The sequence below is a fragment of the Bradyrhizobium sp. UFLA05-89 genome (assembly GCF_059803475.1).
Genome location: NZ_JBANBA010000029.1, coordinates 43,136 through 67,474, shown reverse-complemented (window position 1 = coordinate 67,474; position 24,339 = coordinate 43,136). Strand labels below are relative to the sequence as shown.

Annotated in this window: 22 protein-coding genes; 7 read left to right on the top strand and 15 right to left on the bottom strand. The window is 63.9% G+C overall.

Translation table 11 applies throughout. The features are described 5' to 3' along the window. Positions 1-58 precede the first annotated feature (58 nt). On the bottom strand, positions 59-2,377 hold the full coding sequence (locus tag SO139_RS17500; protein WP_449383290.1) for an ATP-binding protein: 2,319 nt from the start codon (positions 2,375-2,377) through the stop codon (positions 59-61). Between the two features lie 148 nt (positions 2,378-2,525). Between SO139_RS17500 and xth the strand changes: the two genes are divergently transcribed. Next, positions 2,526-3,323 carry an exodeoxyribonuclease III gene (xth, locus tag SO139_RS17495; protein WP_449383289.1) on the top strand — a complete coding sequence of 266 codons (798 nt, stop codon included), beginning with the start codon at positions 2,526-2,528 and terminating at the stop codon, positions 3,321-3,323. Positions 3,324-3,345: 22 nt separating this feature from the next. Here the strand turns inward: xth and SO139_RS17490 are convergent, their stop codons facing one another. After that, entirely contained in the window at positions 3,346-4,173 is an 828-nt protein-coding gene (locus SO139_RS17490) for a tetratricopeptide repeat protein (protein WP_449383288.1), read from the bottom strand. Further along, positions 4,160-5,884: a dihydroxy-acid dehydratase gene (gene ilvD / locus SO139_RS17485; protein ID WP_498540303.1), complete on the bottom strand. Its 1,725-nt coding sequence runs from the start codon at positions 5,882-5,884 to the stop codon at positions 4,160-4,162. The genes SO139_RS17490 and ilvD overlap by 14 nt, the downstream gene beginning before the upstream one ends. 443 nt (positions 5,885-6,327) lie before the next feature. On the opposite strand from ilvD, the gene SO139_RS17480 reads away from it, so the two are divergent. Next, entirely contained in the window at positions 6,328-7,521 is a 1,194-nt protein-coding gene (locus SO139_RS17480) for a DUF418 domain-containing protein (protein WP_498540302.1), read from the top strand. Positions 7,522-7,557: 36 nt separating this feature from the next. On the opposite strand, the gene SO139_RS17475 is transcribed toward SO139_RS17480, so the two are convergent. The 4 genes from SO139_RS17475 to SO139_RS17460 all read right to left on the bottom strand — a co-directional run bounded on the left by SO139_RS17475 (position 7,558) and on the right by SO139_RS17460 (position 10,294). After that, complete coding sequence (locus SO139_RS17475; RefSeq protein ID WP_449383285.1) at positions 7,558-7,770, bottom strand: hypothetical protein; 213 nt, start codon at positions 7,768-7,770, stop codon at positions 7,558-7,560. Between the two features lie 143 nt (positions 7,771-7,913). Then, a complete protein-coding gene (locus SO139_RS17470) occupies positions 7,914-8,090 on the bottom strand; it encodes a hypothetical protein (RefSeq protein ID WP_449383284.1) in 177 nt (58 codons plus the stop codon). Between the two features lie 185 nt (positions 8,091-8,275). Further along, positions 8,276-8,467 (bottom strand): hypothetical protein, encoded by a 192-nt coding sequence (locus SO139_RS17465; protein WP_449383283.1) that lies wholly within the window; start codon positions 8,465-8,467, stop codon positions 8,276-8,278. 90 nt (positions 8,468-8,557) lie between these two features. After that, complete coding sequence (locus SO139_RS17460) at positions 8,558-10,294, bottom strand: adenylate/guanylate cyclase domain-containing protein (protein ID WP_449383282.1); 1,737 nt, start codon at positions 10,292-10,294, stop codon at positions 8,558-8,560. 350 nt (positions 10,295-10,644) lie between these two features. Here SO139_RS17460 and SO139_RS17455 point away from each other — a divergent pair, with 350 nt between their 5' ends. Further along, positions 10,645-12,843 (top strand): lytic transglycosylase domain-containing protein, encoded by a 2,199-nt coding sequence (locus SO139_RS17455; RefSeq protein ID WP_449383281.1) that lies wholly within the window; start codon positions 10,645-10,647, stop codon positions 12,841-12,843. A gap of 194 nt (positions 12,844-13,037) precedes the next feature. Here SO139_RS17455 and SO139_RS17450 read toward each other — a convergent pair whose 3' ends face one another. Together SO139_RS17450 and SO139_RS17445 are read right to left on the bottom strand one after the other, a co-directional pair. Then, positions 13,038-13,415, bottom strand: a complete 378-nt coding sequence (locus tag SO139_RS17450; protein ID WP_449383280.1) for a hypothetical protein — start codon at positions 13,413-13,415, stop codon at positions 13,038-13,040. Beyond that, positions 13,412-13,606: a hypothetical protein gene (locus SO139_RS17445; RefSeq protein ID WP_449383279.1), complete on the bottom strand. Its 195-nt coding sequence runs from the start codon at positions 13,604-13,606 to the stop codon at positions 13,412-13,414. Before SO139_RS17445 ends, SO139_RS17450 begins: the two co-directional genes overlap by 4 nt. Positions 13,607-13,674: 68 nt before the next feature. Here SO139_RS17445 and SO139_RS17440 point away from each other — a divergent pair, with 68 nt between their 5' ends. The 4 genes from SO139_RS17440 to SO139_RS17425 all read left to right on the top strand — a co-directional run bounded on the left by SO139_RS17440 (position 13,675) and on the right by SO139_RS17425 (position 18,316). After that, positions 13,675-13,974, top strand: a complete 300-nt coding sequence (locus SO139_RS17440; RefSeq protein ID WP_449383278.1) for a hypothetical protein — start codon at positions 13,675-13,677, stop codon at positions 13,972-13,974. Positions 13,975-14,914: 940 nt separating this feature from the next. Beyond that, entirely contained in the window at positions 14,915-17,179 is a 2,265-nt protein-coding gene (locus SO139_RS17435) for a PAS domain S-box protein (RefSeq protein ID WP_449382346.1), read from the top strand. Continuing rightward, on the top strand, positions 17,176-17,847 hold the full coding sequence (locus SO139_RS17430; protein WP_449382342.1) for a response regulator transcription factor: 672 nt from the start codon (positions 17,176-17,178) through the stop codon (positions 17,845-17,847). The genes SO139_RS17435 and SO139_RS17430 overlap by 4 nt, the downstream gene beginning before the upstream one ends. 82 nt (positions 17,848-17,929) lie before the next feature. Beyond that, positions 17,930-18,316 carry a response regulator transcription factor gene (locus tag SO139_RS17425; protein WP_449382341.1) on the top strand — a complete coding sequence of 129 codons (387 nt, stop codon included), beginning with the start codon at positions 17,930-17,932 and terminating at the stop codon, positions 18,314-18,316. Positions 18,317-18,463: 147 nt separating this feature from the next. Here the strand turns inward: SO139_RS17425 and SO139_RS17420 are convergent, their stop codons facing one another. From SO139_RS17420 to SO139_RS17395, 6 genes are all read right to left on the bottom strand, one after another. After that, entirely contained in the window at positions 18,464-19,435 is a 972-nt protein-coding gene (locus tag SO139_RS17420; RefSeq protein ID WP_449382340.1) for a tripartite tricarboxylate transporter substrate binding protein BugD, read from the bottom strand. A gap of 70 nt (positions 19,436-19,505) precedes the next feature. Beyond that, the gene (locus SO139_RS17415; protein WP_449382339.1) at positions 19,506-20,747 is read right to left on the bottom strand and encodes a threonine synthase; all 1,242 of its coding nucleotides are present in this window, start codon (positions 20,745-20,747) and stop codon (positions 19,506-19,508) included. 128 nt (positions 20,748-20,875) lie between these two features. Next, positions 20,876-22,297 (bottom strand): dihydrolipoyl dehydrogenase, encoded by a 1,422-nt coding sequence (gene lpdA, locus SO139_RS17410; RefSeq protein WP_449382338.1) that lies wholly within the window; start codon positions 22,295-22,297, stop codon positions 20,876-20,878. Positions 22,298-22,426: 129 nt separating this feature from the next. Then, positions 22,427-23,764 carry a pyruvate dehydrogenase complex dihydrolipoamide acetyltransferase gene (locus SO139_RS17405; RefSeq protein ID WP_449382337.1) on the bottom strand — a complete coding sequence of 446 codons (1,338 nt, stop codon included), beginning with the start codon at positions 23,762-23,764 and terminating at the stop codon, positions 22,427-22,429. A gap of 66 nt (positions 23,765-23,830) precedes the next feature. Then, on the bottom strand, positions 23,831-24,031 hold the full coding sequence (locus tag SO139_RS17400; protein ID WP_449382336.1) for a hypothetical protein: 201 nt from the start codon (positions 24,029-24,031) through the stop codon (positions 23,831-23,833). 2 nt (positions 24,032-24,033) lie between these two features. Further along, positions 24,034-24,339, bottom strand: a complete 306-nt coding sequence (locus SO139_RS17395; protein ID WP_449382335.1) for a DUF5076 domain-containing protein — start codon at positions 24,337-24,339, stop codon at positions 24,034-24,036.

Below are 24,339 nucleotides of genomic sequence, written 5' to 3'. Positions count from 1 at the left end.
CACGTCCCCGCCTCCTGGCGAGGTGGTTTCGACACCTCGAATGTCGAACGCGCAGACCTTACGCGTCGGCCTCGCTCGTCCTCTCGGCCCATTCGGCCGGCCCCTGCTCCGGCTGTAGCGGCGCGTCATTCGCGGCCATTTGATCCAGCGCTCGCAACAGCGCCGCGACCAGCGCCGGCTTGCGCAGGGGTTTTGCCAAGAAGTCAGACATCCCTGCCTCACGGCAGATCTTGACGTCCTCCGGGAAAGCGTTGGCGGTCAGCGCGATGATCGGCAGCACCGCGAAGCGACCGCCCGGCGCGCGGATCGCCCGCGTCGCGGCTAGGCCGTCCATCTCGGGCATGCGCACGTCCATCAGCACGACGTCATGGTCGCCCTCCGCGGCGGCCTCGACCGCCTCGACGCCGTCGATCACGACGCGCAAGTCGACGTCGAACTCGCCGAGCATCTTGCTTACGACCATGCGGTTGACGGCGTCATCCTCCGCCACCAGCACCTTCAGCGGCCGATCGAGCGCCGCGATGCGGGCCGTGAGGTCGTCGGCTTCGTTGCGGCCGGCCTCTCTGTCGGACAGCAGGGCCTGGCTCCAAGGCAGCACCAGCGCGAAGCGGAAGGTCGAGCCCTCGCCCGGCGTCGAACTGACGCCGATCGTGCCGCCCATCTGCTCGATGATGCGCCGGGAGATCGCCAGGCCCAGCCCGGTGCCGCCGAAGCGTCGGCTGATCGAGGCGTCTGCCTGCGCGAAATCGGCGAAGAGCAGACCGACCTTCTCGGGCGCGATGCCGATGCCGCTGTCGGTCACGGTCCACTCGACGGTCGCGAGCAGGTCGCGCCGCACCTGGCAGGTGGCTGATATCGTCACCTCGCCGGCATCGGTGAACTTCACCGCGTTGGAGGCGAGATTGAGCAGCACTTGCTTGATCCGGGCGACGTCGCCGCGCAGCGCCGGCGGCACGCTCGGATCGAGCGCGACCTTCACCGTGAGGTCCTTGGCCTTGGCACTGGCGCGCACGATTGTGGCAACCGTCTCGACCAGCGCCTGTGGCGAGAAATCGATCGCCTCGAACTCGAAACGGCCGGCCTCCAGCTTGGAGAGGTCGAGGATGTCGTTGAGGATGCGCTGGAGATTGTCGCCGGATTCGCGGATCGTAGTCACGGCCTCGCGCTGCTCCGGATCGAGCGAGGTCTCGAGCAGCATGCTGGCAAGCCCGAGCACACCGTTCATGGGCGTGCGGATCTCATGGCTCATCACGGCGAGGAAGTTCGATTTCGCCCGGTTTTCGGCCTCGGCCTTTTCCGCGCGCCAACGCTCGGTGATGTCGCGGCCGAATCCGCGATAGCCGAGGAACTGGCCGTCGCGATCGTAGGACGGCTTTGCCGTCAGCGACCACAGCCGCGCCTCGCCGCCGGCAACGACCTTGATGCTCATCTCGTGCAGCGGCTCGCTCTGCTCCATCAGGCCGACGATGTCGTAGGCGGTGCTCTGGTCCTCGGGACAGAGCATGTCGAGCACGTCGGCGAAATGCGCGCCCTGCAGCAGCGGCAGCGGCATCTGCGCGACCGCCGCGAAGCGCTCGGGCACGTGCACCAGGTGCCCTTCCGCATCGGTCTGCCACAGCCAGTCGCTGGCGTTCTCCTGAAACTCCTTCAGCAAGAGCGAGATGATCTCGGTCTGCCGCTCGAGCGCGAGCTGCGCCTTGAGATTGCCGAGGAACAGATTGCCTTGCGAGACGATGTTGCGCGCCATGAAGAACGCGAACAGCAGCAGGAACACCGCGGTCACCAGATACGGCCCGCTGCCGCACAACAGCAGCGCACCGACGCAGGCGAGCGTGATGGTGGCGAGATAGACGAGGCACGCGCGCGGGAAAGTCGAGAGCGTGAAGGCGCCGCCGGAGATCATGCCGACCATCAGGCAGGCCAGGATCAGCTGGCTGGTCGGCCCGACATGGCTGAACAGAGCGATCGGCAGCATGCCCCAGATCGCCGCAAGGAAAAACGCCTGCCGCATGATCTGCCGTGTGGCCCGCGGTGAGGCCTCCTGCGGCGGATGAACGAGAGAGCGCTGCCATGCGCGCAACGCCAGTGCGGCAACGGTCGTGATCGTCAGTCCCCAAACGACGAGGAATCCGTTCCAGCCCCTGCCCCAGAACATGATCAGCACGATCGCGACCGTGAGCATGTTCACGGCCATGGTCACCGGGATCAACTGCGTGACCGCATCGACCTGCCTGGCCCGGATGCGGCGCATCTCGCGCTCGCTGAGATCGGCCGTCAGGCCGTCCTCGATCTCGAAGCCGCCGAGCCAATAGAGGAACGCGCCTATCAGGCCGCTCCGCGGTTCATTGGTATCTGGGGAATTGCCGGGCCATCCCATCCGTCAGGACCTTTTTCGGCATGAATGGCAGAGCTCCTGCTTAAGCCGGGTTAATTTCTTGGGAGATTTCGAGCTTCCCGGCGGCCCATCCTTGACGGCTGCGTTTGCAGTTTGTTCTAACGGTGCCCCAGCCTGGAGTATCCCCCTCATGACGATCCGCATCGCCACCTGGAACGTGAACTCGGTCCGGCAGCGGATCGAGCATCTGATGACCTGGCTGAAGGAGTGCGCGCCCGACATCGTCTGCCTCCAGGAGATCAAATGCGTCGACGATGCCTTCCCGCGGCTGGAGATCGAGGCGCTCGGCTACAACGTCGTCACCCATGGGCAGAAGACGTTCAACGGCGTGGCACTGCTGTCCAAGCTCAAGTTCGACGAGACCAAGTCAGGGCTTGCCGGCGATGATGAGGATGCGCACGCCCGCTTCCTCGAGGGCGTGGTGACGCTGAAGCAGGGCGTCCTGCGGATCGCCTGCCTCTACCTGCCCAATGGCAATCCGGTCGGCACCGAGAAATATCCCTACAAGCTCAAATGGATGTCGCGGCTTCTTGAGTATTCGAGGGAGCGTCTCAAGGCCGAGGAGCCGCTGATCCTCGCCGGCGACTTCAACGTGATTCCCGCCGCCCGCGACGTCCACAATCCCGCCGCCTGGACCGAAGACGCCCTGTTCAAAGCCGAGACGCGGGAGAGTTTTCAATCCCTGCTCGGCCTTGGGCTCACCGACGCGTTGCGGGCGGTCACCGACGAGCCCGGGCTCTACACTTTCTGGGATTATCAGGCCGGCGCCTGGCAGAAGAACCAGGGCTTGCGGATCGACCATCTCCTGATGTCGCCGCAGGCGAGCGACAAGCTCGCCAATGTCGGGATCGACAGCTATGTGCGCGGCTGGGAGAAGCCGTCGGACCACGTGCCGGTGTGGGCGGATCTGGATCTCGAGGCGGCGTAAGGCTGCCGATCAGTCGCGACTGTTAGTCTCGCCGACCCTGCACCCACTGCTCGAGCATTTGCAGGCACATCGCGCGCTCGTCATCGGAGGCTTTTGTGATGGCGCGATTGTAGCTTTCCTTGATCCAGGTCTCGTCTGGACCCGCGCTATCACGCGCCAGAGTCAGCCACATCAGGCCGCGCGCGGCTTGCCGCGGCAGGCGATCGCCATTGAACAGCATCTGCCCGAGCAGCGCCTGTGCCTCGTGCTGGCCCTTCTGCGCGGCAAGGCCCAGCCACCGCGCACCTTGCGTAAAGGCGTCGCGCGAGGCGTCCGGCGATTTCAGATAGAGCCGGGCAAGATCATACTGCGCGTCGGCGTTGCCGAAATAGGCCGCCGCGTAGGAGAACAGCTCACGTGCCCGCTCTGCATCCGGCTTCACCTTCGAGTTGGGGATGCCGTTGAGGTAATAGCGGCCGAGCGCGACGAAGGCGTTCGCCACCATCGGCGCCTGCGGCAGCGACGGGCTGTCGGTCGCATGTGCGTTCACGAGCCGGCTGAAATAGTCAAAGGCGCGCAGATCATCCTGGGCGACGCCCTCGCCATTGGCGTACATCCGCCCAAGCTTCCACTGCGCGATGGGGTGACCGCCCTCTGCGGCGTATTGCAGTGCGGTGAAGGAAGCATCGGGATTGGTTGCAGGCGGTGGCACGCCCTTGCGCAGCGCCGCGGCGCTACCCGGCGCCGGTGAGACGACCGGGATGGCCGCATCCTGCGGATTGACCGGCGCACCGTCGAAGGCGAGCGCCGGCGCGGCCAGCGCGGAGACCCCCAACACAAACGCAACTATGGTACGCCTAGATGTCCGCATAGCACTGTTTCTCGTGCGCGCCGCCCGGATGGGTCACTGCCCCGCCGATCGCCGGTCCTACCTGCTGAGCATATTTCCACAGCGCACCCGACGTATGGTTAGTCGCGCGGGAACGCCATTTGGTCTTGCGTTGAGCCAGCTCATCGTCGCTCAATTTTACGTTAAGAGTGCCGGCGACCGCGTCGATCTCGATGATGTCGCCGTCCTCGAGCAGCCCGATCGGGCCGCCGATCGCCGCCTCGGGGCCGACATGGCCGATGCAGAAGCCGCGGGTGGCGCCCGAGAACCGGCCGTCGGTGATAAGCGCGATCTTGCCGCCCATGCCCTGGCCGGTCAGCGCTGCGGTGGTCTGGAGCATTTCCCGCATGCCGGGACCACCCTTCGGCCCCTCGTAGCGGATCACGATGACTTCGCCTTCCCGGTAGGTGCGCTTCTGGACCGCCTCGAAAGCGTCTTCCTCACGGTCAAAGCACCGGGCTGGGCCGGTAAACCTGAGGTTGGACATTCCCGCGACTTTCACGATCGCACCTTCTGGCGCCAAATTGCCCTTCAGACCCACCACACCACCGGTAACGGTGATCGGCTTGTCCGCCGGATGCACCACGTCCTGGTGCGGATTCCATTTCACGCTCTTGAGATTTTCGGCGATCGTCCGGCCCGTCACAGTGAGGCAATCACCGTGCAGGAAGCCGTTGTCGAGCAGCGTCTTCATCAGAAGCGGGATGCCACCAACTTCAAACATGTCTTTGGCGACATAACGGCCGCCCGGCTTCAAATCCGCGACATAAGGTGTCTTTTTGAAGATTTCGGCGACGTCGAATAAGTCAAACTTAATGCCGGCTTCATGCGCGATTGCAGGCAGGTGCAGCGCAGCATTGGTCGAGCCGCCGGAGGCCGCGACCACGGCCGCCGCGTTTTCCAAAGATTTGCGGGTGACGATGTCGCGCGGCCGGATGTTGTCAGCGATCAGGTCCATCACCTTCTCGCCTGCGGTCATGCAGAAGGCGTCGCGGATCTCGTAGGGCGCAGGAGCGCCGGCCGAGTACGGCAGCGCAAGCCCAATGGCTTCCGAAACCGTCGCCATGGTGTTGGCGGTGAACTGCGCGCCGCAGGCGCCCGCCGAGGGGCACGCCACGCGCTCGATCTCGTCGAGGTCCTCGTCGGACATGGCGCCGACCGAGTGCTTGCCGACGGCCTCGAACATGTCCTGAACGGTAACCTGCTGCCCGCGGAAGTTGCCGGGCAGGATCGAGCCGCCATAGATGAAGATCGAAGGCACGTTGAGACGGATCATCGCCATCATCATGCCAGGCAGCGACTTGTCGCAGCCGGCGAGCCCGACGAGGGCGTCATAGGCGTGACCGCGAACCGTCAACTCGACGGAGTCGGCGATGCATTCGCGCGACGGCAGCGAGGAGCGCATGCCGTCATGGCCCATGGCGATGCCGTCGGTGACAGTGATGGTGCAGAACTCGCGCGGCGTGCCGCCGGCCGACGCCACGCCCTTCTTCACCGCTTGCGCCTGGCGCATCAGTGCGATGTTGCAGGGAGCGGCTTCATTCCAGCAGGAGGCAACGCCGACAAAGGGCTGGTGGATCTGCTCGGTGGTCAGACCCATGGCGTAGAAGTACGAGCGATGGGGCGCACGCGCAGGGCCTTCCGTCACGTGACGGCTCGGCAGCCTCTGCTTGATGTTCGTCTTGGCGTCCATCGTGAACCAGTTTCCTCGGTCAACCCTTGTCAGACCCGGAAAACAACGCCCAAGATTTGAATGAACCCTGGGATTTTTTCCTTCGCTGTTGCGAGCGCCGCAGCCCTGAAAAATTTATGGAGATTTTATTCATGGAGGGGTGTGGCCAAAAAGCGGCGCGGATGAGAACGAACCGCAATGACGGTTAAATCCGGAACAAGTGTTGCTTCGATAGCACAATCGTGGCTCCCGAGACACGATCAAGACTACCTTGATACCATCGGAAGATCACTTGGTCACAACCCCCGGTGTTGAGGCGTGCTGCGTGCATCCCAGTTCAGGCCTAACCATGAATATTCCCCCTAGCTGAGTCGCAGCTCATGACGGATGATCAGAAGAGGACGAGTCTTCTCGTTCCCGCGGCGCGCTTCGCCGACCGCCGTGCTTGCCCTACTGACGCCGCCGTGGAATTCGCAACCGACCTCACAATGGCGAATGCGCCGACGGATCCCTCGCATCGGGTGGGCGCGATCGACGCGTTGCGGGGGTTGGCACTGTTCGGCGTGCTGGCGATCAACCTCGAGACCGAGTTTCGCGTATCGATATTTCGGCAGCTTCTCCTCTCAAGCCCGGACCCGACGCTGAACGGCGTCGTCGACGCGGCGCTCGCGCTGTTCGTCGACATGAAGGCGTTCGCACTGTTCTCGCTCCTGTTCGGCGTGGGCCTTGCCATCCAGTTCGACCGGCTCGGCACCTCGCCGCAACGGGCGCGCCTCCTCGTCCGGCGGCTGCTCGTGCTGCTGCTATTTGGGGTGATCCACCTGGTCCTGATCTGGAACGGCGATATCCTCACCGAATACGCGCTGGCCGGCCTGGTCGTGCTGCCCCTTCTATGGGCGCCGCGCTGGATGATCGCGATCGCGGCGGCAATCATGCTGATTTTTTATGTGCTGCAACCGGTGCTGCCGTCTCTCATCGCCTTCCCCGATCGGACGACCCTGGCAGCGCTCGTGAGGACAGCGAACCAGACTTACGCAAACGGAAGCTTTGCGGAGGTGCTGGCGCTGCGCCTGCAGGAGCTCCCAGCCTTTCTGCCGCTGCATCTCTACGTGTTTCCGCGCACGATCGGCCTCTTCCTTGTGGGCATTCTATGCTGGAGAGGAAGGCTGTTCACTGAGGCGGCCGGACGCCGAAATCTGCTGGCGATCGCCGGCCTCGCGGCCATCGCGGGCGGCCTGCTGTTGGCGCGGCTGGCGCACCCGTCTGCGACTTCGGCCAGCCAGATCGTCCTGGCGTCGGGATACGCCGTCCTGGTGATCGCCGCCGAACGGACGTCAGCCGGCGCAAGGCTGCTCCGCTTCGCCGAGCCGGTCGGACGCATGGCCTTCACCAACTACATCGTCCAGTCGGTCGTGCTCGGCTTCATCTTCTACGGCTATGGCCTCGGACTGTTTGGCAAGCTCGGCTCGGCGGTCGGCCTGCTTCTCGTCGTGACGATCTACGCCGCACAGGTGGTGGTGAGCCGGCTTTGGCTTACGCATTTTGCCTACGGACCGATCGAATGGCTGTGGCGGGCGCTGATGTACGGCCGGGCGCCGGCGTTTCGGAACGAAGGGGACCGTCGAAAAGCATCGCCCTTGGCCTCCCGTCTCCGATGAAGAGAGCCTTGTCGGATCACGCGCGAGCAGCGCTCCTCACCGGGCGCCCTTCAGCGTACAGGCAGTCGTGCAGGTCACCGTCGTGCCGCGATCGCAGGACTTGCAGGCGGCGACGCACTGATTCATGTCCCTGGCATTGTAGGAGCTGTAGCTGCGCAGCGGGCAAACAGCGGTCGAGCCGGTGATGTCCTGCTCCGGCTCGCAGGCCGCCGTCATGAGTGAAAGCAAGATGACTACAACAGCCCGCATGGGATGACCTGCAAAGGACAGTTCCTGGAGCCGTTGCACGGCAATAGGCTCCAGCATTCCCAGCTGTGAGGAATCGTGGCGCGATCAGCCCTCACATCCCCAGAGGATGCGCGCCAAGTGTTAAGAACGGCTTTCGGCCCGCGTCACGCCGCAGCTTTGGGCGCGATCGCCCGCCGCGCGTCGGCCGCCAGCTCGTAGTAGTGATCCGCGAGCTTGAGGTAGAACTCCCGCTTTGCGCTGTCGGTCGCCAGCTTGGCGATCAGCTCGCACTCGGCGGTGAGCGTCTCAAACCGTTCCAGCCTGTCCTGAAGTTCCGTCATCGGCGTGTCCCCGTAAAACGCCTTCGAAGAGGATCAGCGTAAGCTCACGAAATAGGTCACGGCCAACATCGTTATCTGACTAAATCAATTTTTTACCCAGCGCGGTCTCGCCCGAAGCGCGCGTCGGGTTTACTGCATCTCAGGGATGCTGGAGCGCCGCACGATTGCCGGCAGAGAACGCAGCCTTACGCGCGGATACCCTTCGTCGAGGGCTGGATCGTCAGACGGTAGGCCACGAAGGCGAGACCGTCGAACTTCTCCACGACCTCGTCGCAGGCCGGGCAGCGGTATTCGCCGGTCGTCGGCGGCTCCGTCGCCAGCTCAAGCCGCCGAAAGCCCGCCTTGCAATGCGGACAGATGACATCGCCCTTCTTCATGGATCACTCCGTAAATTCACGGGCGCCTTCATAGCACACCTCGAGGCGGAACCTGGACCGGCTCAACTCATTCGGAGCAACGCGTCTGGATCATTTATGCTCCATCCGCCAGGCGCCGTCCCAATCGGCGGTGGGTGGATCTGCCTGGAGCCTGTCGAGGCGGGCGAGCAGTGTACGTGACGGACCATCGCCGGGAACGCTCTCCAACGCCGCGTTGAAGGCGTTCCGGGCCTCGTCCCAGCGGCTACCGCGGTACGCCGCAAGCCCTTCGGCATAGTGCGCCCTCAGGCTGATCTGCTCCTGCGGGAGCGCGCCGGCCTTGCCCATCACCTCGAACACGGGCTGCGGCATGCTCTGGCCGACAACCGCAAGGCGGTCGATCTCGCGCAGCTCGAGGCTTACACCGAGCGCCGCGGCGGTCGCCTGCGAGATCAGGATGCGGGTGCCGTAAAATTTGTTCGCCGCCTCCAGCCGCGAGGCGAGATTCACCGCATCGCCCATCACGGTAAAGCTCATCATCAGCTCCGAGCCGATGCTGCCGGTCAGAACCTCGCCGGTGGCGATGCCGATCCTGAGGTCGCATGGCGCCGGCATGGCGCGGATGCCGAGGAGATCGGGGAGCTGCTTCTGAAGCGCTGGCACCTGGTCGGCCATGTCGAGCGCGGCATGGCAGGCGAGTTGCGCCTGCTCGGCCTCCTCGATGAAAGGCGGGCCCCAATAGGACATGATGGCGTCGCCGATATATTTGTCGATGACGCCGCGGTTGGCCCGAATGGGTTCCGACATGACCGTGAAATAGTGATTCATGACCTTGACGAGACCACGCGGAGTCATGCCCTCGCTCATCGAGGTGAAGCCGCTCATGTCGCAGAACATGATGGTCATCACACGCCGCTGGCCGTCGACCGCGACCTCGGGCCGGTCGATCAGCCCCTGCACCACCTTCGGGTCGATGTAGCGGCCGAAGGTCTCGCGGATGCGCTCGTTGCGGCGGAGCTGCTCTATCATGCGGTTGAAGGCGGCGGCGAGCTCGCCGATCTCGTCCTGCGTCGACACGCTGATCGTATGGTCGAAGCGGCCCGCCTCGACCTCGCGCGTGCCGGCGAGCAGCAGCCGCACCGGACGCGTGATGCCGCTCGATACCAGGAGCGCGAAGGCGAGCCCGACGATCGCCGCAAGCAGAGTCACCAAAGCCGAGATAACGATCGTCTGCGTCTGGTGGCGGATCACCGCCCTCGTGCTCGCGAACACCTGCCCCAGCATGTCGGCGCGGATCGTGTCGATCCGCTGGTTGAACACATCGCGCAGCGTATCGACTTGGGTCATCGTATCACGCGCCGCGGCGAAGTCCTTTGCGTCGAGCTGCTTCAGCAGCCTTGTGTCGGCCTCGGTGAGCTCGCGGCGCAGCTCCGAAAGAGCGTTCTCGATCCTGGCGTCGATCCTTCCGAGCGCAGCGTTGTCCGACGGCGTGCTCTCGTCCTCGATGATCGCGTTGATCAATTTGCGCGCAGCTTCGGCCTCCTTGACGACCAGCGCGTCCGTCTGCCTGTAGTCGCGCAGGCGGGCCGCAAAGCCTTCCTCGTCCGGTGGCGTCTGCATCTTGGCGATCACCATGCGCCGCAGCGCCAGCGCCCGCTCCAGCGAGCGGACATTGGCACGCGCCAGGTCGCCATAGGCGGGAATATACCGGTTGGTCAGCTCATCGAGGAGATTGCCGACCCGGCTCGACATCACCATCGACAGGATCGAGGTGACCACCATCAGCACGATCAGGCCGAGGGCGATGCCGACGATCTTGCGCCTGATCGATTGGTTGAAAATCGGCATGGCGGGCTTGGGTCATTTGGGATTGAGGAACCTTGCGACTCCATACACCGGAACCGTAGCCTGAAACACGCGCAATCTGGTCTTGAAGGCTGCTTCGCAGGGGTTTTTGCGATAGCCGCTGGCGCAATCCATCAAAGGTTAACACGCATTTACGATTTCACGGAGCGGCCCGTGCCATGCTGAGCGTGAGTTGCAAAAGCTCTCAGGTTCGATTTCGGCGGCATTTTTGCCGCAATGTTGCCGGAGCGTGACATGGATCAAACGAGGCCGTGCTATCGTTTGAGTCGCTCAAGCCCGCATCACGTCGCGGATCTTGGTTTGTGCTGATGGTTTCGCAGGGGGACCATGGAATGAACCAGTGCCTACGCTCGCTTGCGTGTTTCCTCGCCATGGCTGCACTTGCGCTCGTCTCGACAGAGGCGGCGGCGAAAGGCCATAACAAGCAATCCGGTCCGAAAAAGACGCATGAGGCGAAGGCCGGCAAGCAGCGCAGCGCTGCGGCCAGCAAGCATCGCCACAGCAAGCATGCCGAAGCGAAACGGAAATCGAAGAAGCAGGACGAGGACCCCTCGGAGAAGCCCTCGAGGCCGCCGCTGACGGGCGACCTCGCCGCGCTGAAGGACGCGATCGATCTGGCGCGCAAGGCCAAGACCGATGACGCCACCGCGGCCAGGAACCGCATCGCCGATCCCGCCGGGAAAAAGCTCGCCGAATGGTTCATCCTGCGGCACTCAGAGACGACCGCCGACTTCAATCGTTACGTCGCGTTCACTGCCGCCAATCCGGACTGGCCGAGCATCGCCTCGTTCCGTCGCCGCGCCGAGGCGCGGCTCTGGCAGGAGAAGAGCGATGCAGCGACCGTGCACAAGTTCACCGCCGACCGGCCGCAGAGCCCCAAAGGCAAGTTCGCGCTCGCGCGCGTGCTGCTGGCCGAGGGCGATCGCGACGCAGCCGCAAGGCTCGTGCGTGACGCCTGGCGCGCGGAGGAATTGTCCGAGCGCACCGAGAGCGACGCTTACGAGACGTTCGGCGAACTTTTGACCGCGGATGACCATCGCGCCCGCATGGACAAGCGGCTTGGCGCCAGGGACTACGGCGCGGCACGGCGCGCCGCAAAGCGTCTCGGCAGCGACGAGCTTGCCATCGTGAAGGCCTGCGCCGCGGTCAGCGGCAAGGAGACCAAGGCCCAGGACTATCTGGAGGACGTGCCGGCGGATGCGCGCCGCGATCTCGGCTACACGCTGTGCCGCGCACAATGGCACATGCTGAAAGACCGCATCGACGACGCGGCGCAGGTCATCCTCGCGGCCTCTCCCGACACCATGGCGCTCCAGGACACCGATGCCTGGTGGCGCGAGCGCCGGCTCCTGGCGCGCAAGCTGCTCGACCAGGGCAGGTTCAGGACGGCCTACGACGTGGTGCGCGCGGCCGCCGTTCCGGCGATGGAAGTCTACCGCATCGACTATCACTTCATGTGCGGCTGGATTGCGCTGCGCTATCTCGACGATCCCAAGACGGCGCTGACGCACTTTGCCGCCATCGACGGCGGCTCCGCCAACCCGATCGCGCTGTCACGGGGGCACTATTGGCGCGGCCGCGCGGCGGAAGCCCTGGGAGCAGCCGCCGACGCGCTTCGGAGCTACCAGGTGGCCGCCCGTTATTCGACCGCCTATTACGGCCAGCTCGCACGCGCAAGGCTCGGCCTTGAACGCATCGATCTGCGCGCGCCCTCGCCCGTGCTCGCCTCCGACACGGCACAGCCCTCGGATGAGCGCGTGCGCGCGGCCGACATGCTCTACGAGGTCGGCGAGCGCGACGTTGCGTTCTCCTTCGTCGCCGATTTTGCCGGAGAGAGCACCGACGTTGCCGCGCTCGAAGCGCTCGGCGAGCTCACGGGCCGGCGCAACGACGCCCACGCGATGCTGGAGATCGGCAAGCTGGCGCTCGCTCGCGGGCTCGCGCTCGACCACTACGCCTTCCCGACCATCGGCATTCCCCCGCACAAGCAGGTCGCACCCGAAATCGAGACGAGCGTGATCTATTCGGTGGTGCGCACCGAGAGCGCGTTCGACCAGCGCGACAAGTCGCCAGCCAACGCGGTCGGGCTGATGCAGGTCACGCCGGAGGCAGGGCGCGACACCGCCAAGCGGTTCGGCGTCAGCTACGACTGGGATCGCATGGTCTCCGATCCCGTCTACAACACCCAAATGGGTGCGGCCGAGCTCAGCGCGCTACTGTCGGAATACCGCGGCAACCAGATCATGACCTTCGCCGGCTACAATGCCGGCCGTGGCCGGGTCAGGGACTGGGTGCAGGCGCACGGCGATCCCCGCGACCCCAAGATCGATCCGGTCGACTGGGTCGAGCGCATTCCGCTGTCCGAGACGCGGAACTATGTCCAGCGCGTGATGGAGAACGTCCTGGTTTACCGTGCCCGGTTCGAGAACGCCGGCGCGGTGGCGGCGAAGTCCGACGGGCGCGTGGTGACGCAGGAGGTCCGCGCAAGACCTGCAGCGGCAACGCCTGCGAGCTTCACCGGCGCGGATTGACTCTCGGATTGAGCCTTGCCTTGGATCGACTTTGATTGACTTTTGGAGCCGTGGGTGGGCTAGCGAAGCGTGACCCACCACGATGTGGAGGGGGCGTGGTGGTTACGCCATCTGCTAACCCACCCTCGCTGGTCGACGCCTCCGGGGCTGGACGAGGCGCCTCTCAGGTCTGGTGACTGCGGCCCCACGCGGGCTCAATTGCGTGGCTCGCTATCACCTCCTTCCATCGCCATCAGGTCGTGAGCGCCCAAACATGCGTCGGTCAATACTCGCGAGAAAGTCCACATCTGTATCGTAGAGCTCCAGCACGACACCGCCCCCAGGACTGCGAGGACTTCGATGACGCGACTGGCGACGGTCGCGATGTTTTCGGTGGCCCGCGTCCCTGTGAGACCGGGCATCGACCATTCCATCATCAGCGTCGCGAGCTCGTTTTGGCGGTAGCAATCATGGTCACAGTACCGGCGCTGCGTTCGCGCATGCCGGATATAGCCCGATTGGAGCGGCTGCGAGCAGGTGCTGCACGCGGCCTCGCGCGACGGCGGCTCGTGATTGACCACCACGAACTTCATGAGGCCGCCCTCGCGCGCTCCTGCCGCTCCGCCCCGGCCTCACGAAGCAGCGCGTAGCATTCATAGTCGCAATAGGGCAGACGTGTTCCGATCTCTCGAAGATAGCTGCCGCGGATGCGCTCGCAGCACTGCAAGCACCAGGTTTGCCGGAACGGCGTCCTATCGTTCACCAAGACGAAGGCGAACCTCATGTGGCACCTCCCAATGCGAAGCAGTAGACAGTATCCAGCGGAGAAAGCGCGGGAGGCGGCGCGCAAAGATGGTTGCGGCCATCCGGGTTGTCCCTGTTCCGCTCTACCTTCTGGGCAGGGACCGGGATGTATTTGCCGTCTTCCCGGCGGCGAGCGTAAAGCTTGCCGTCTTCGTACCTGATGTCGGTCGGGTAGCAGTCTGCGTTGTTGCAGCAGCTGAGCGCCGGGTTATCCGGCATGTGCCAGGTCGAATAGAACTTTTCGTGCAGAGCCTGATCCTGAGGAGGATGCTGGCGATGGGCCGCACCTTGCCCTACCTCCTGCGCCCGGACCGCCGCAGTGAGGCCAAGGAGGAGAACGCCCGATAAGAGAAGCTTGCACGATGGGTTCACACGCAGCCTCATGGATCAGAATTGCTGAACGGCCAACCTCTCCGGCTAAAACTTACGCCACTTGAGCTCGAAACAACCAACGGCGGTCGCGTTCGCTGCGCGCACGGAAACGATCGAGGCACTTCTTGGAACAAAGCGCGGTTCGCCAGGAATAGTATCGGATCAAGCCAAACTGCCTGTTGCAGACGGCACAGCTCTGGTCTGAAAGACGGCGGTCAGACTGCTCGCACTCAGACTGCTCGGACTTGTCGCACATTGTTCTCTCCCTCGTTCGTCGACCTGCTCCCTTCTCTGGACAGCAGACGCGTAATGGATCGCGGGAATCGCCGTTTCGTTATTGCGGCACGCACAGATGAAGCGCGGCGTAAGCGTCGTTGCGGTCCGCCAGATCCTGCGGAACGTACGGGCAGCGAACGCAGAGTTTCACTCTCATGGCGACATCCCGAGCAACGCAGCCGCTTGGCCTTTCGTCCTGCGTCCGTCGGTGAGACCGCTTGAACCCTGCGCCTGAGACCCGGTTCTTTCGCGATCGCCGCCAGCGGCAGCACCATCGACCTTTCCCGATCGGTCATGAGGCTAGTCCGTCAGCCACAACATTCTCAATTGTACGGAGGTAAATGACCGACATGACTAGGGATGGGCGAGCTATACCTAGGTTTGTCCCGTAGTCGCCCGGGGTTTGCGCCAATGCTCTTCGCAACGAGACGGCGCACGATGCGCCGGCTGCACGGCTTCCGCGAATCGCTGGCCAGCATAACCGCGCTTCGTTCGCGGCGGGCCGCATAGCGAGCCGCAGGTCCGAAGGCGACACGTCGTGCCCTTGCCATCGACCCGACTTTGGTCGGGGGGAATTGCCGACGTTGTTGCAACGTGGTCTACTTGCATTCACCGCAGAGATGACCCGAGACTGTCTGCGATGAAGCCTGGCCAGATAGCACAAATCTGGAAGTCAGCAGCGCAATTCGTCTTCGGTTGCGTTGTGCTGGCGCTGGTGACCGCGGCCTGTTTCTTCCTCCAGGTCGGGCTCGCCGCGACCGCGTTCTGCTATCTCGTGGTGATCCTGCTGTTCGCAGTCATGGACAGCTTCCTTGCCTCCGCTCTCCTCACTCTCCTCGCCGTTGCCGCGCTCGACTTTTTCTCCGCCCCGCCCCTCTTTGATTTCCGCATCTCCGATCCGCAGGATCGCCTGGTGATCGCTCCGTTCCTTTTCGCGTGCCTGATCGGGTCGGGATTGATCCAGCGGGCCCTCAGCGAACGGCGGACCGGCCGCTTCAGGCCGATCGTCAAATCCAGCAATGCCGATCTGCACGAGGCTATGACGCAATGGCAGCAGGTCTTCGAGCACAACCCGGTCATGTATTTCATGGTCGATCCTGCCGGAACCGTGGTGAACGTGAACACGTTCGGCGCTGCGCAACTGGGCTATACGGTAGCGGAGCTGATCGGCCAATCGGTGCTGGGTGTGTTCTTCGAGGAAGACCGCGGCTTCGTCCGCCAATGCGTTGCGCTGTGCCTTGGGACCGTCGGTCAGTCACATACCTGGGAAATTCGGAAGGTGCGCAAGGACGGCTCGGTCCTGTGGGTACGCGAGAACGCCAAGGCCATGCCGCAGGCTGGTGGCAAGCAGATCGTGCTGGTCGCCTGCGAGAACATCACCGAGCGCAAGGAAGCGGAGAATGCGCTGCGACAGAGCGAGGCTTACCTCTCGCAGGCGCAGGAATTGAGCCACACCGGCAGCTTCGGCTGGAAGGCCGCGACCAGCGAGATCACCTGGTCGAAGGAGACATATCGCATCTTCCAATGCGACGAGGCTGAGAAGCCCACGATCCCCTTCATGCTCCAGCGTATCCATCCGGACGACAGGCTCGCGGTGCGACGAACCACAGGGCGCGCGATGCGCGAGGGTTGCGATTACGACCACGAATACCGGCTCGTGATGCCCGACGGCGCCGTGAAATATGTTCGCGCGGTGGCCCGCGCCCTGCGAGACGCCGGTGGTAGCGTCGAGTTCGTTGGCTCGGTGAGCGATGTCACCCCGGCCAAGGAGGCAGAACGGCGACTCCGCGAAAGCGAGCAGCGCTTCCGCGACTATGCCGAAACCGCGTCCGACTGGTTCTGGGAGACAGGGCCCGACCATCGCGTCACCCGCGTCTCCGAACATCTCGAAACGGCCGGCATGGCCCCTTTCTGGGCGGTCGGGCTCAGACGTTGGGACATTGCTCCCGATGCCGCGCTCCAACCGGAGAAGTGGCAACAGCATCGGGCGGCACTTGACGCACACGCTCCGTTTCGCGACCTCGTGTACCGGAGCAAAGACCGGAACGGACAGCCGACCTATGTTCGCACCAGCGGCAAGCCGTTTTTCGACGCCAACGGCAATTTCCTCGGCTATCGTGGCGTCTGCACCGATGTGACCGCGGCCATCCGCGCCGACCAGGCTGAACAGGCGCTCCGCAAGGCGCAGACCGAGCTTGCCCATGTGACGCGCGTCACGACGCTCGGCGAGCTGACCGCCTCGATTGCTCACGAACTCAATCAGCCCCTCGCCGCCGTGATGGCCAATGCCGACGCGTGCATCGGCTGGCTGCAGCGTAGTCCCCCCGATCTGAAAGGGGCGCGCCGCTCGGTGGAATGGATCATCGAGGATGGCAACCGCGCCAGCGAGGTGATCCGTCACGTCCGAGCACTTGCCAAGAGAACCGACATCGAGATGGTTCCGCTCGACGTCAACGGGGTCGTTCGCGAGGCGGTCGCGCTCGTTCAGCGCGAGATGGCCAGCCACGCCGTATCGGTGCGAATGGAGTTGAGATCAGCACTACCCAACATTTTCGGCGACCGAATCCAGTTACAACAGGTGCTGATCAACCTGATCATGAATGGGATCGAAGCGATGGAAGGCGTCAAGGACCACCCGCGTGAGCTGTTGATCCGCTCCGGTCCGGATAAAAATGGATCAGTGCTGGTAAGCGTTACGGACCGTGGCGTCGGCATCTCTGCCGATGCGATTGATCGGATGTTCACACCGTTCTTCACCACCAAATCCAGCGGCCTGGGCATGGGCCTCTCGATCTGCCGCTCCATCGTCGAGGCACACGGCGGACGACTGTCGGTCTCGCCCAATGAGGGGTGCGGCGCGACGTTTCAGATCACCCTGCCCTTGCATCGGGAGGAAGCTTCGTGACCGATCGCCCCGCGCCCTCCTTGCCGCAGGCCGATAACAATGAGCCGATCGTCCTGGTCGTCGACGATGACCCGTCGGTGCGCCGGGCGCTCATCAATCTCTTTGAATCGGTCGGCCTCAGGGCTGCTGCATTCGGCTCGGCGCAGGAGATCCTGCAAAGCAAACCGCCGGAGGTCCCCAGCTGTCTGGTGCTGGATATCCGCCTGCCGGGACTGAGCGGCCTCGACCTGCAGGCCGATCTCGCTAAGGCAAACATCCACACACCCATCATCTTCATCACCGGCCATGGCGATATACCCATGACCGTCCGGGCCATGAAGAGTGGCGCGGTCGACTTTCTGACAAAGCCGGTGCGCGACCAGGACATGCTGGACGCGGTCCAGGCCGCGATCGAGCGCGACCGCAAGCGCCGCGAGATTGAGAAAACGGTGTCGAACGTCAGGTCCCGCTTCGAGTCGCTCACCCCGCGGGAACGGGACGTGCTGTCCCTGGTCGCGTCTGGCTTGATGAACAAGCACGTGGCCGCCGAACTCGGATTGGCCGAAATCACCGTCAAGATCTATCGCGGCCAGATCATGCGGAAGATGGGTGCCAAGTCGCTGGCCGAGCTGGTGAAAATGAACGAGGCGCTCGGGATTCAGAATGCCAAGCGGGACGAACAAACCTAAGTATGAGTTCCAAATCTCGCTTGATGGGCCCACCTTGACTCCCGGCCGGCGCGCGGCGGCAGGCAGCTCGGGAGCGGACATCTTGTCAGCGCCTTCAGTGATTTCGGTGCTCGACGATGATCCCTATGTGCGGGCCGCGATCGACAATCTTCTGGCGTCGCGCGGATACGTTGTCCACACATTCGCCTCGGCCGAAGAGTTCCTGGGCTCGACCGATCTGAACGGCGCCAGTTGCGTGATTGCGGACGTGCAGATGCCGGTCATGTCCGGCATCGACCTGTTGACGCAGATGCGTACCCGGGGCTCGGCCACGCCGTTCATATTCATTACGGCCTTTCCGGATGAAAGCGTGCGCGCACGTGCGCTGAGGGCCGGCGCACTCTGCTTCCTTGGTAAGCCGTTCGTCGCCTCGGAGCTGATGCAATGCCTGGAGATGGCGCTCGGAGGACGGGCCGACGCCACGGCGTGATCTCTATCCTCATGGTGAGGAGGCCGCGAAGCGGCCGTCTCGAACCATGAAGGCCCCCGCTGTCGCCAGCGGCCATCCTTCGAGACGGGCGCTCTGCGCCCTCCTCAGGATGAGGTCGGAACGTCAGGCAGCACGCTCAAGCCCGCCTCAATCCACCTTGATGTCGGCCGCCTTGATGATCGGCCACCACTTGGCGATCTCGGCCTTCTGCCGCACGCCGAGCGCTTCGGGGGTGAGCTGGTCCTGAGGCGGCATTTCGAGGCCGAGATTTTCCATCTGCTTCTTCACGGCGGCATCGCCGAGCGCCTCCACCACCGCGGCGTTGAGCCTGGATATGATCTCCTGCGGCGTGCCCTTGGGCACCCAAAGGCCTGACCACAGCGTCATCTGAAAGCCCTTCAATCCGGCCTCATCGGCGGTGGGGATTTCGGGCGCGGACGCCAGGCGCTTGTTGTCGCTGATCGCGTAGGCACGGATGGTGCCGGCGCGAACCTGGTTGATGGAGTTGGAGGTCTGGTCGACGATGATGTCGATCTGGCCGGCGACGAGGTCGTTCAGCGCCGGCCCCGTGCCGCGATAGGGTACATATTGCAGCTTGATGCCGGAAACGCTCTCGAAATAGACGCCGGCGATGTGGCTGCCGGAGCCCGCACCGGCCGTGCCTGCGGTCGCGGGCTCCGGGCGAGACTTCAGCCAGGCGAGCAGTTCCTTCAGCGATGTTGCCGGCACGGCGTTCTTGCTGACGACGATCATGGGATTGCTAGGCAGCAGCACCACCGGCTCGAGATCGGCGACGAGATCATAAGGAAGCTTGTAGACAGCGCCATTGGCCACGTGCGTACCAAGATGGCCGAAGGAGATGGTGTAGCCGTCAGGAGCCGAATGCACGGCGCGCCCCACCCCGATCGAGCCTCCGGCCCCGGTGACGTTCTCGACCACCACCGCCTGGCCGAGGCTCGCCCGCATGCGCTCGGCGAGCACGCGCGCCATCGCATCCGACGGCCCCCCGGCCGCGAACGGCACGATGATGGTGATCGGACGTGAGGGATAGGTGTCGGCGCGCGTGGCGCCGGTCGCGCTAAGGATTGCGAACAGAGCGGCCCAGATCATCTTTCGCATCTGCGTCTTCCTACAGCGTCTCTTTTCACCTCTTCCCGCTTGCGGGGAGAGGGAGAACTACGAGCCCGCGCTAGAACTGCGAGAAGTCGATCGGCTTGTGCCGGTCGAGCGTGCGGGTGACCGGCGGCAGCGGATATTTCAGGCCGGTCGCACAGTTGAACAGCATAACGCGATCGTTCTTGGCGACGCGGCCGTCTGCGAGGCTCTGCTTGTAGGCGGCGTAGGTCGCGGCACCCTCGGGACACAACAGCAGCCCCTCCTCACGCGCGACCTCGCTCAGCGCCGACGAGATCTTGTCGTCATCGACCGCGATGGCAAAGCCCTTGCTCTCGCGCACGGCGCGCAGGATCAGGAAATCGCCGATCGCCTGCGGCACGCGAATTCCCGAGGCGATCGTGTGGGCATCCTCCCAGCGCGCTGCGTGCTCGGTGCCCTTCTCATAGGCCCGCACCATGGGCGCGCAGCCGGACGCCTGCACCGCAACCATGCGCGGGCGCTTCGATCCGATGAAGCCGATCTTCTCGAGCTCATCAAACGCCTTCCACATGCCGATCAGGCCGGTGCCACCGCCGGTTGGATAGAAGATCACGTCGGGCACGTCCCAGCCCATTTGCTCGGCGAGTTCCAGCCCCATCGTCTTCTTGCCCTCGATCCGGTACGGCTCCTTTAGCGTCGAGGTATCGAACCAGCCGACCTTCGCCTTGCCCTCGCCGACGATCTTGCCGCAATCGTCGATATAGCCGTTGACGCGATAGACGGTGGCGCCCTGCAATTCGATCTCGCTGACGTTCACCTCCGGCGTATCGGCGGGGCAGAAGATCGTGGTCTTGATGCCGCAGGAGGTCGCATAAGCAGCAAGTGCCGCGCCCGCATTGCCGTTGGTCGGCATCGCCATGTGCTTGATGCCGAGCGCCTTGCCCATCGACACCGCCATGACGAGGCCGCGCGCCTTGAACGAGCCGGTCGGAAGGCGGCCTTCATCTTTCACGATGATCTCGCCGCCGCCGAGCTTTTGCGACAGTTTTGGCAGCCGGATCAGCGGCGTGGTCACTTCGCCGAGCGAGACGATGTCCTTGCACTTTCGTACCGGCAACAGTTCGCGGTAGCGCCACATGTCGGCGGGGCGCTGGCTCAGCGCCTCCTTGGTCAGCGCGTTCTTCACCGCAGTGAGGTCGTAGCGCACCAGCAATGGCTTGCCGGCTTTCGACAGATTGTGAACCTGGTCGGCCGGATAGTGATCGCCCTCCATCGCGCATTCGAGATGCGTGACGAAGGTCGGGCGTTCGATGGTGAGGTTGTCGTTGTCTTTCATGGCTTATTTCTTTCTTCTTATGCCAATGGCCTCTCCGCGCCCGTCATTTCGAGCGAAGCGACGCAATCCAGACCGTTTCCGCGGATGAACTCTGGATTGCTTCGCCACGCTCGCAATGACGACAGCGGTCAGATATTCAGCACCCGCCCGTAGGCATCCAGCACGGCTTCCTTCATCATTTCCGACAGCGTCGGATGCGGGAAGACCGTATGCATCAGCTCTTCCTCGGTCGTCTCGAGGTTCATCGCGACGACGTAGCCCTGGATCAGTTCGGTGACCTCCGCGCCGATCATGTGGGCGCCGAGGAGCTGCCCGGTCTTCTTGTCGAAGATCACCTTGACGAGGCCCTGGTCCTCGCCGAGCGCGATCGCCTTACCGTTGCCGACGAAGGGGAAGCGGCCGACACGGATTTCGCGTCCGCTCTCCTTGGCCTTGGCTTCGGTGAGGCCGACGGAGGCGACCTGCGGATGGCAATAGGTGCAGCCCGGGATCATGTTCTTGTCCATGGCGTGCGGATGCAGGCCCTTGATAGCCTCGACGCAGATCACTCCCTCATGCTCGGCCTTGTGAGCCAACATGGGCGGACCGGCAACGTCACCGATGGCGTAGATGCCAGGAACGTTGGTCTTGCCGTAGCCGTCGATGACGATGCAGCCGCGATCAGTTTTGACGCCGAGCTTTTCGAGGCCGAGATTCTCGATGTTGCCGACGACGCCGACGGCGGAGATCACGCGCTCGAACTCGGTCGTGACAGGGTTGCCCTTGCCGTCGTCGATGGTGGCGACGACGCTGTCGGCCTTTTTGTCGAGCTTCGTCACCTTGGTCGAGGACATGATCTTGATGCCTATCTTCTCGAAGCGCTTGCGTGCAAGGCCCGCGATCTCCGCGTCCTCGACAGGCAGAATCTGCGGCAGCACCTCGACTACGGTGACGTCGGACCCCATGGTGTGGAAGAAGGACGCGAACTCGATGCCGATGGCGCCCGAGCCGACCACCAGCAGCGACTTCGGGATACGCTCCGGGATCATGGCCTCGAAATAGGTCCAGACCAGCTTCTTGTCGGGCTCGAGCCCCGGCAGCACGCGCGGCCGCGCGCCGGTCGCGATGATGATGTGCTTGGCCTGATAAGTCCCCTCGCCCAGCGAACCCTTCGGCCCTTCGACGTCGGACTTCTTCACCGTAACCTTGCCGGGCGCGTCGATCGAGGCGGCGCCCCAGATGACGCTGACCTTGTTCTTCTTCATCAGGAATCCGACGCCGTCGTTCAGCCGCTTCGAGACGCCGCGCGAGCGCTGCACCACCGCCTTCGGATCGAACGAGATCTTTTCCGCCGACAGGCCGTAATCCTTGGCGTGCTGCATGTAGTGGTAGATCTCGGCCGAGCGCAGCAGCGCCTTGGTCGGGATGCAGCCCCAGTTCAGGCAGATGCCACCGAGATAGGACTTTTCGACGATCGCGGTCTTGAGGCCGAGCTGCGCGGCGCGGATCGCGGTGACGTAGCCGCCGGGGCCGGAGCCGATGATGATGACGTCGAAGGATGTGTCGGCCATTGCGGCTCCCATTCAACTGGACTTCGTAGGGTGGGCAAAGCGACGCGTGCCCACCGCCTTCCAACGCTATGAAAAGGTGGGCACGGCGCGTTGCGCCTTTGCCCACCCTACGTATTCACCGGTCGCGGCTCACACCATCATCATGACGGGATTTTCGATGAGCTGCTTGAACGCGCCGATCAGCTCGGCGCCGAGCGCGCCATCGATGGCGCGGTGGTCGCAGGACAGCGTCACGCTCATCATCTGTGCGATCTCGATCTTGCCGCTCCGCACCACAGGCCGCTCCTCGCTGGTGCCGACCGCAAGGATCGTCGCATGCGGTGGGTTGATCACCGCGGTGAAGTCCTTGATGCCGAACATGCCGAGGTTCGATACCGCGGTGGTGCCGCCCTGGTACTCCTCAGGCTTCAGCTTGCGCGAGCGCGCGCGGGTCGCAAAATCCTTCATCTCGTTGGAGATGGTGGACAGCGTCTTGGTCTCTGCCTTGCGGATGATCGGCGTGATCAGGCCGCCGGGCATTGCCACCGCGACACCGACGTCGGAATGGTGGTGCTTGACCATGCCGGATTCGGTCCAGCTCACATTGCAGTTCGGGATCTTCTGCAGCGCGACCGCCATCGCCTTGATGACGAAATCGTTGACCGAGATCTTGTAGAGCGGCTTCTTCTCCTTGTCCTTTGGAGCTGCCGCGTTGATCTCCTCGCGCGCGACCAGAAGCTTGCCGATATCGCAGTCGATCGTGAGATAGAAGTGTGGGACGTTCTGGATCGACGCGGTCAGGCGCTGCGCGATGGTGCGGCGCATGCCGTCATGCGGGACGATGTCGTAGGAGCCCGGCTCGAACAGCGCCAGGATCTGCTTGTCCGACATGGTCGGCGCGATTGACGGTCCAGCGGACGGCGCCGCTGCCGGCGCCTTCAGGCCCTTGCCGGACTTGGCCTGCTCGACGTCGCGCGCGACGACACGTCCGTGCGGGCCGGTGCCGGTGACCATCGCGATCTGGATCCCCGCATCCTTGGCAAGACGGCGCGCCAGCGGCGAGGAGAACACGCGGCCGCCTTGGCCGTTGGTTTGCGCAGCCGGTGCCGCAGGAGCAGCAGCGGGAGGCGGTGCCGCCGTCGACGGAGCCGGTGCGGGGGCTGGGGCGGCAGCCGGTGCTTCCGCGGCTTTCGGCGGCGCAGCCGACGCGGCGGGCTTGGCAGCGCCCGCGGCCTTCACGTCCTCGCCCTCGCCGGCAAGCACGGCGATGACATCGTTGACCGGTACGTCTTGCGTACCCTCGGGCACCAGGATCTTGGCGATCGTGCCTTCATCGATCGCCTCGACCTCCATGGTGGCCTTGTCGGTCTCGATCTCGGCGATGACGTCGCCGGATTTGACCTTGTCGCCCTCTTTCTTCAGCCACTTGGCGAGGTTGCCCTTCTCCATCGTTGGCGAGAGAGCGGGCATCAGGATGTTGATGGGCATGCTGACCTCACGAAGAACTTCTCAAAACGTCGTCTCCCGACCCACCGGAAGACGAACAGACCAGGATTAGTTACCGATGTCGCCCTGCCACAGGCGCTCATTGGCGGGATTGGAACGCCACGTTTTCATCATGGCGATGGAGCGGTCGTCGGCAAGATCGATCCAGGGGATGCCGAGCTTGTCGAGAATATTTTTGGAGCCAGGGAAGGCCTCGGCCTCGCCGATCGCCTCCAGCATGACATCGCAGTGATGGGATTCGATCGCCACGCTCAGTGCCCCTTCTGACCGCGCGGCGTCGTGGTGCCGAGATCGGTCGGACGCTCGATCTCGGCCTCGAACATGTCGAGGATCCGGCCGAGCGCATCCTCCTCGCTCATCTCGCTCTCGCGCGCGTAGGCGCGCGCGGCATGACGAGCGAGATCGACGAGCAAGAGGCCCCACATGTCAGGCTCCTCGAAGGCACGCTGGAACGCCATCGACAGCCCGCCGTCGAGCACGAACACGCGCAAAATCTCGATCGCGTCCTCGCGTCCAATCACGTCAGGCGGAAGTGGCTGTTCCTTGGGCCCTGCCAT

What these genes read in the sequence shown, in the direction of transcription:
- SO139_RS17475 (WP_449383285.1), bottom strand. Translation starts at nt 7,770, where the DNA reads ATGCGGGCTGTTGTAGTCATCTTGCTTTCACTCATGACGGCGGCCTGC.
- SO139_RS17490 (WP_449383288.1), bottom strand. Translation starts at nt 4,173, where the DNA reads ATGCGGACATCTAGGCGTACCATAGTTGCGTTTGTGTTGGGGGTCTCC.
- SO139_RS17415 (WP_449382339.1), bottom strand. Translation starts at nt 20,747, where the DNA reads ATGAAAGACAACGACAACCTCACCATCGAACGCCCGACCTTCGTCACG.
- SO139_RS17420 (WP_449382340.1), bottom strand. Translation starts at nt 19,435, where the DNA reads ATGCGAAAGATGATCTGGGCCGCTCTGTTCGCAATCCTTAGCGCGACC.
- SO139_RS17450 (WP_449383280.1), bottom strand. Translation starts at nt 13,415, where the DNA reads ATGAAGTTCGTGGTGGTCAATCACGAGCCGCCGTCGCGCGAGGCCGCG.
- SO139_RS17455 (WP_449383281.1), top strand. Translation starts at nt 10,645, where the DNA reads ATGAACCAGTGCCTACGCTCGCTTGCGTGTTTCCTCGCCATGGCTGCA.
- SO139_RS17435 (WP_449382346.1), top strand. Translation starts at nt 14,915, where the DNA reads ATGAAGCCTGGCCAGATAGCACAAATCTGGAAGTCAGCAGCGCAATTC.
- SO139_RS17445 (WP_449383279.1), bottom strand. Translation starts at nt 13,606, where the DNA reads ATGAGGTTCGCCTTCGTCTTGGTGAACGATAGGACGCCGTTCCGGCAA.
- ilvD (WP_498540303.1), bottom strand. Translation starts at nt 5,884, where the DNA reads ATGGACGCCAAGACGAACATCAAGCAGAGGCTGCCGAGCCGTCACGTG.
- SO139_RS17460 (WP_449383282.1), bottom strand. Translation starts at nt 10,294, where the DNA reads ATGCCGATTTTCAACCAATCGATCAGGCGCAAGATCGTCGGCATCGCC.
- SO139_RS17470 (WP_449383284.1), bottom strand. Translation starts at nt 8,090, where the DNA reads ATGACGGAACTTCAGGACAGGCTGGAACGGTTTGAGACGCTCACCGCC.
- SO139_RS17440 (WP_449383278.1), top strand. Translation starts at nt 13,675, where the DNA reads ATGGTTGCGGCCATCCGGGTTGTCCCTGTTCCGCTCTACCTTCTGGGC.
- SO139_RS17500 (WP_449383290.1), bottom strand. Translation starts at nt 2,377, where the DNA reads ATGGGATGGCCCGGCAATTCCCCAGATACCAATGAACCGCGGAGCGGC.
- xth (WP_449383289.1), top strand. Translation starts at nt 2,526, where the DNA reads ATGACGATCCGCATCGCCACCTGGAACGTGAACTCGGTCCGGCAGCGG.
- lpdA (WP_449382338.1), bottom strand. Translation starts at nt 22,297, where the DNA reads ATGGCCGACACATCCTTCGACGTCATCATCATCGGCTCCGGCCCCGGC.
- SO139_RS17405 (WP_449382337.1), bottom strand. Translation starts at nt 23,764, where the DNA reads ATGCCCATCAACATCCTGATGCCCGCTCTCTCGCCAACGATGGAGAAG.
- SO139_RS17395 (WP_449382335.1), bottom strand. Translation starts at nt 24,339, where the DNA reads ATGGCAGGGCCCAAGGAACAGCCACTTCCGCCTGACGTGATTGGACGC.
- SO139_RS17465 (WP_449383283.1), bottom strand. Translation starts at nt 8,467, where the DNA reads ATGAAGAAGGGCGATGTCATCTGTCCGCATTGCAAGGCGGGCTTTCGG.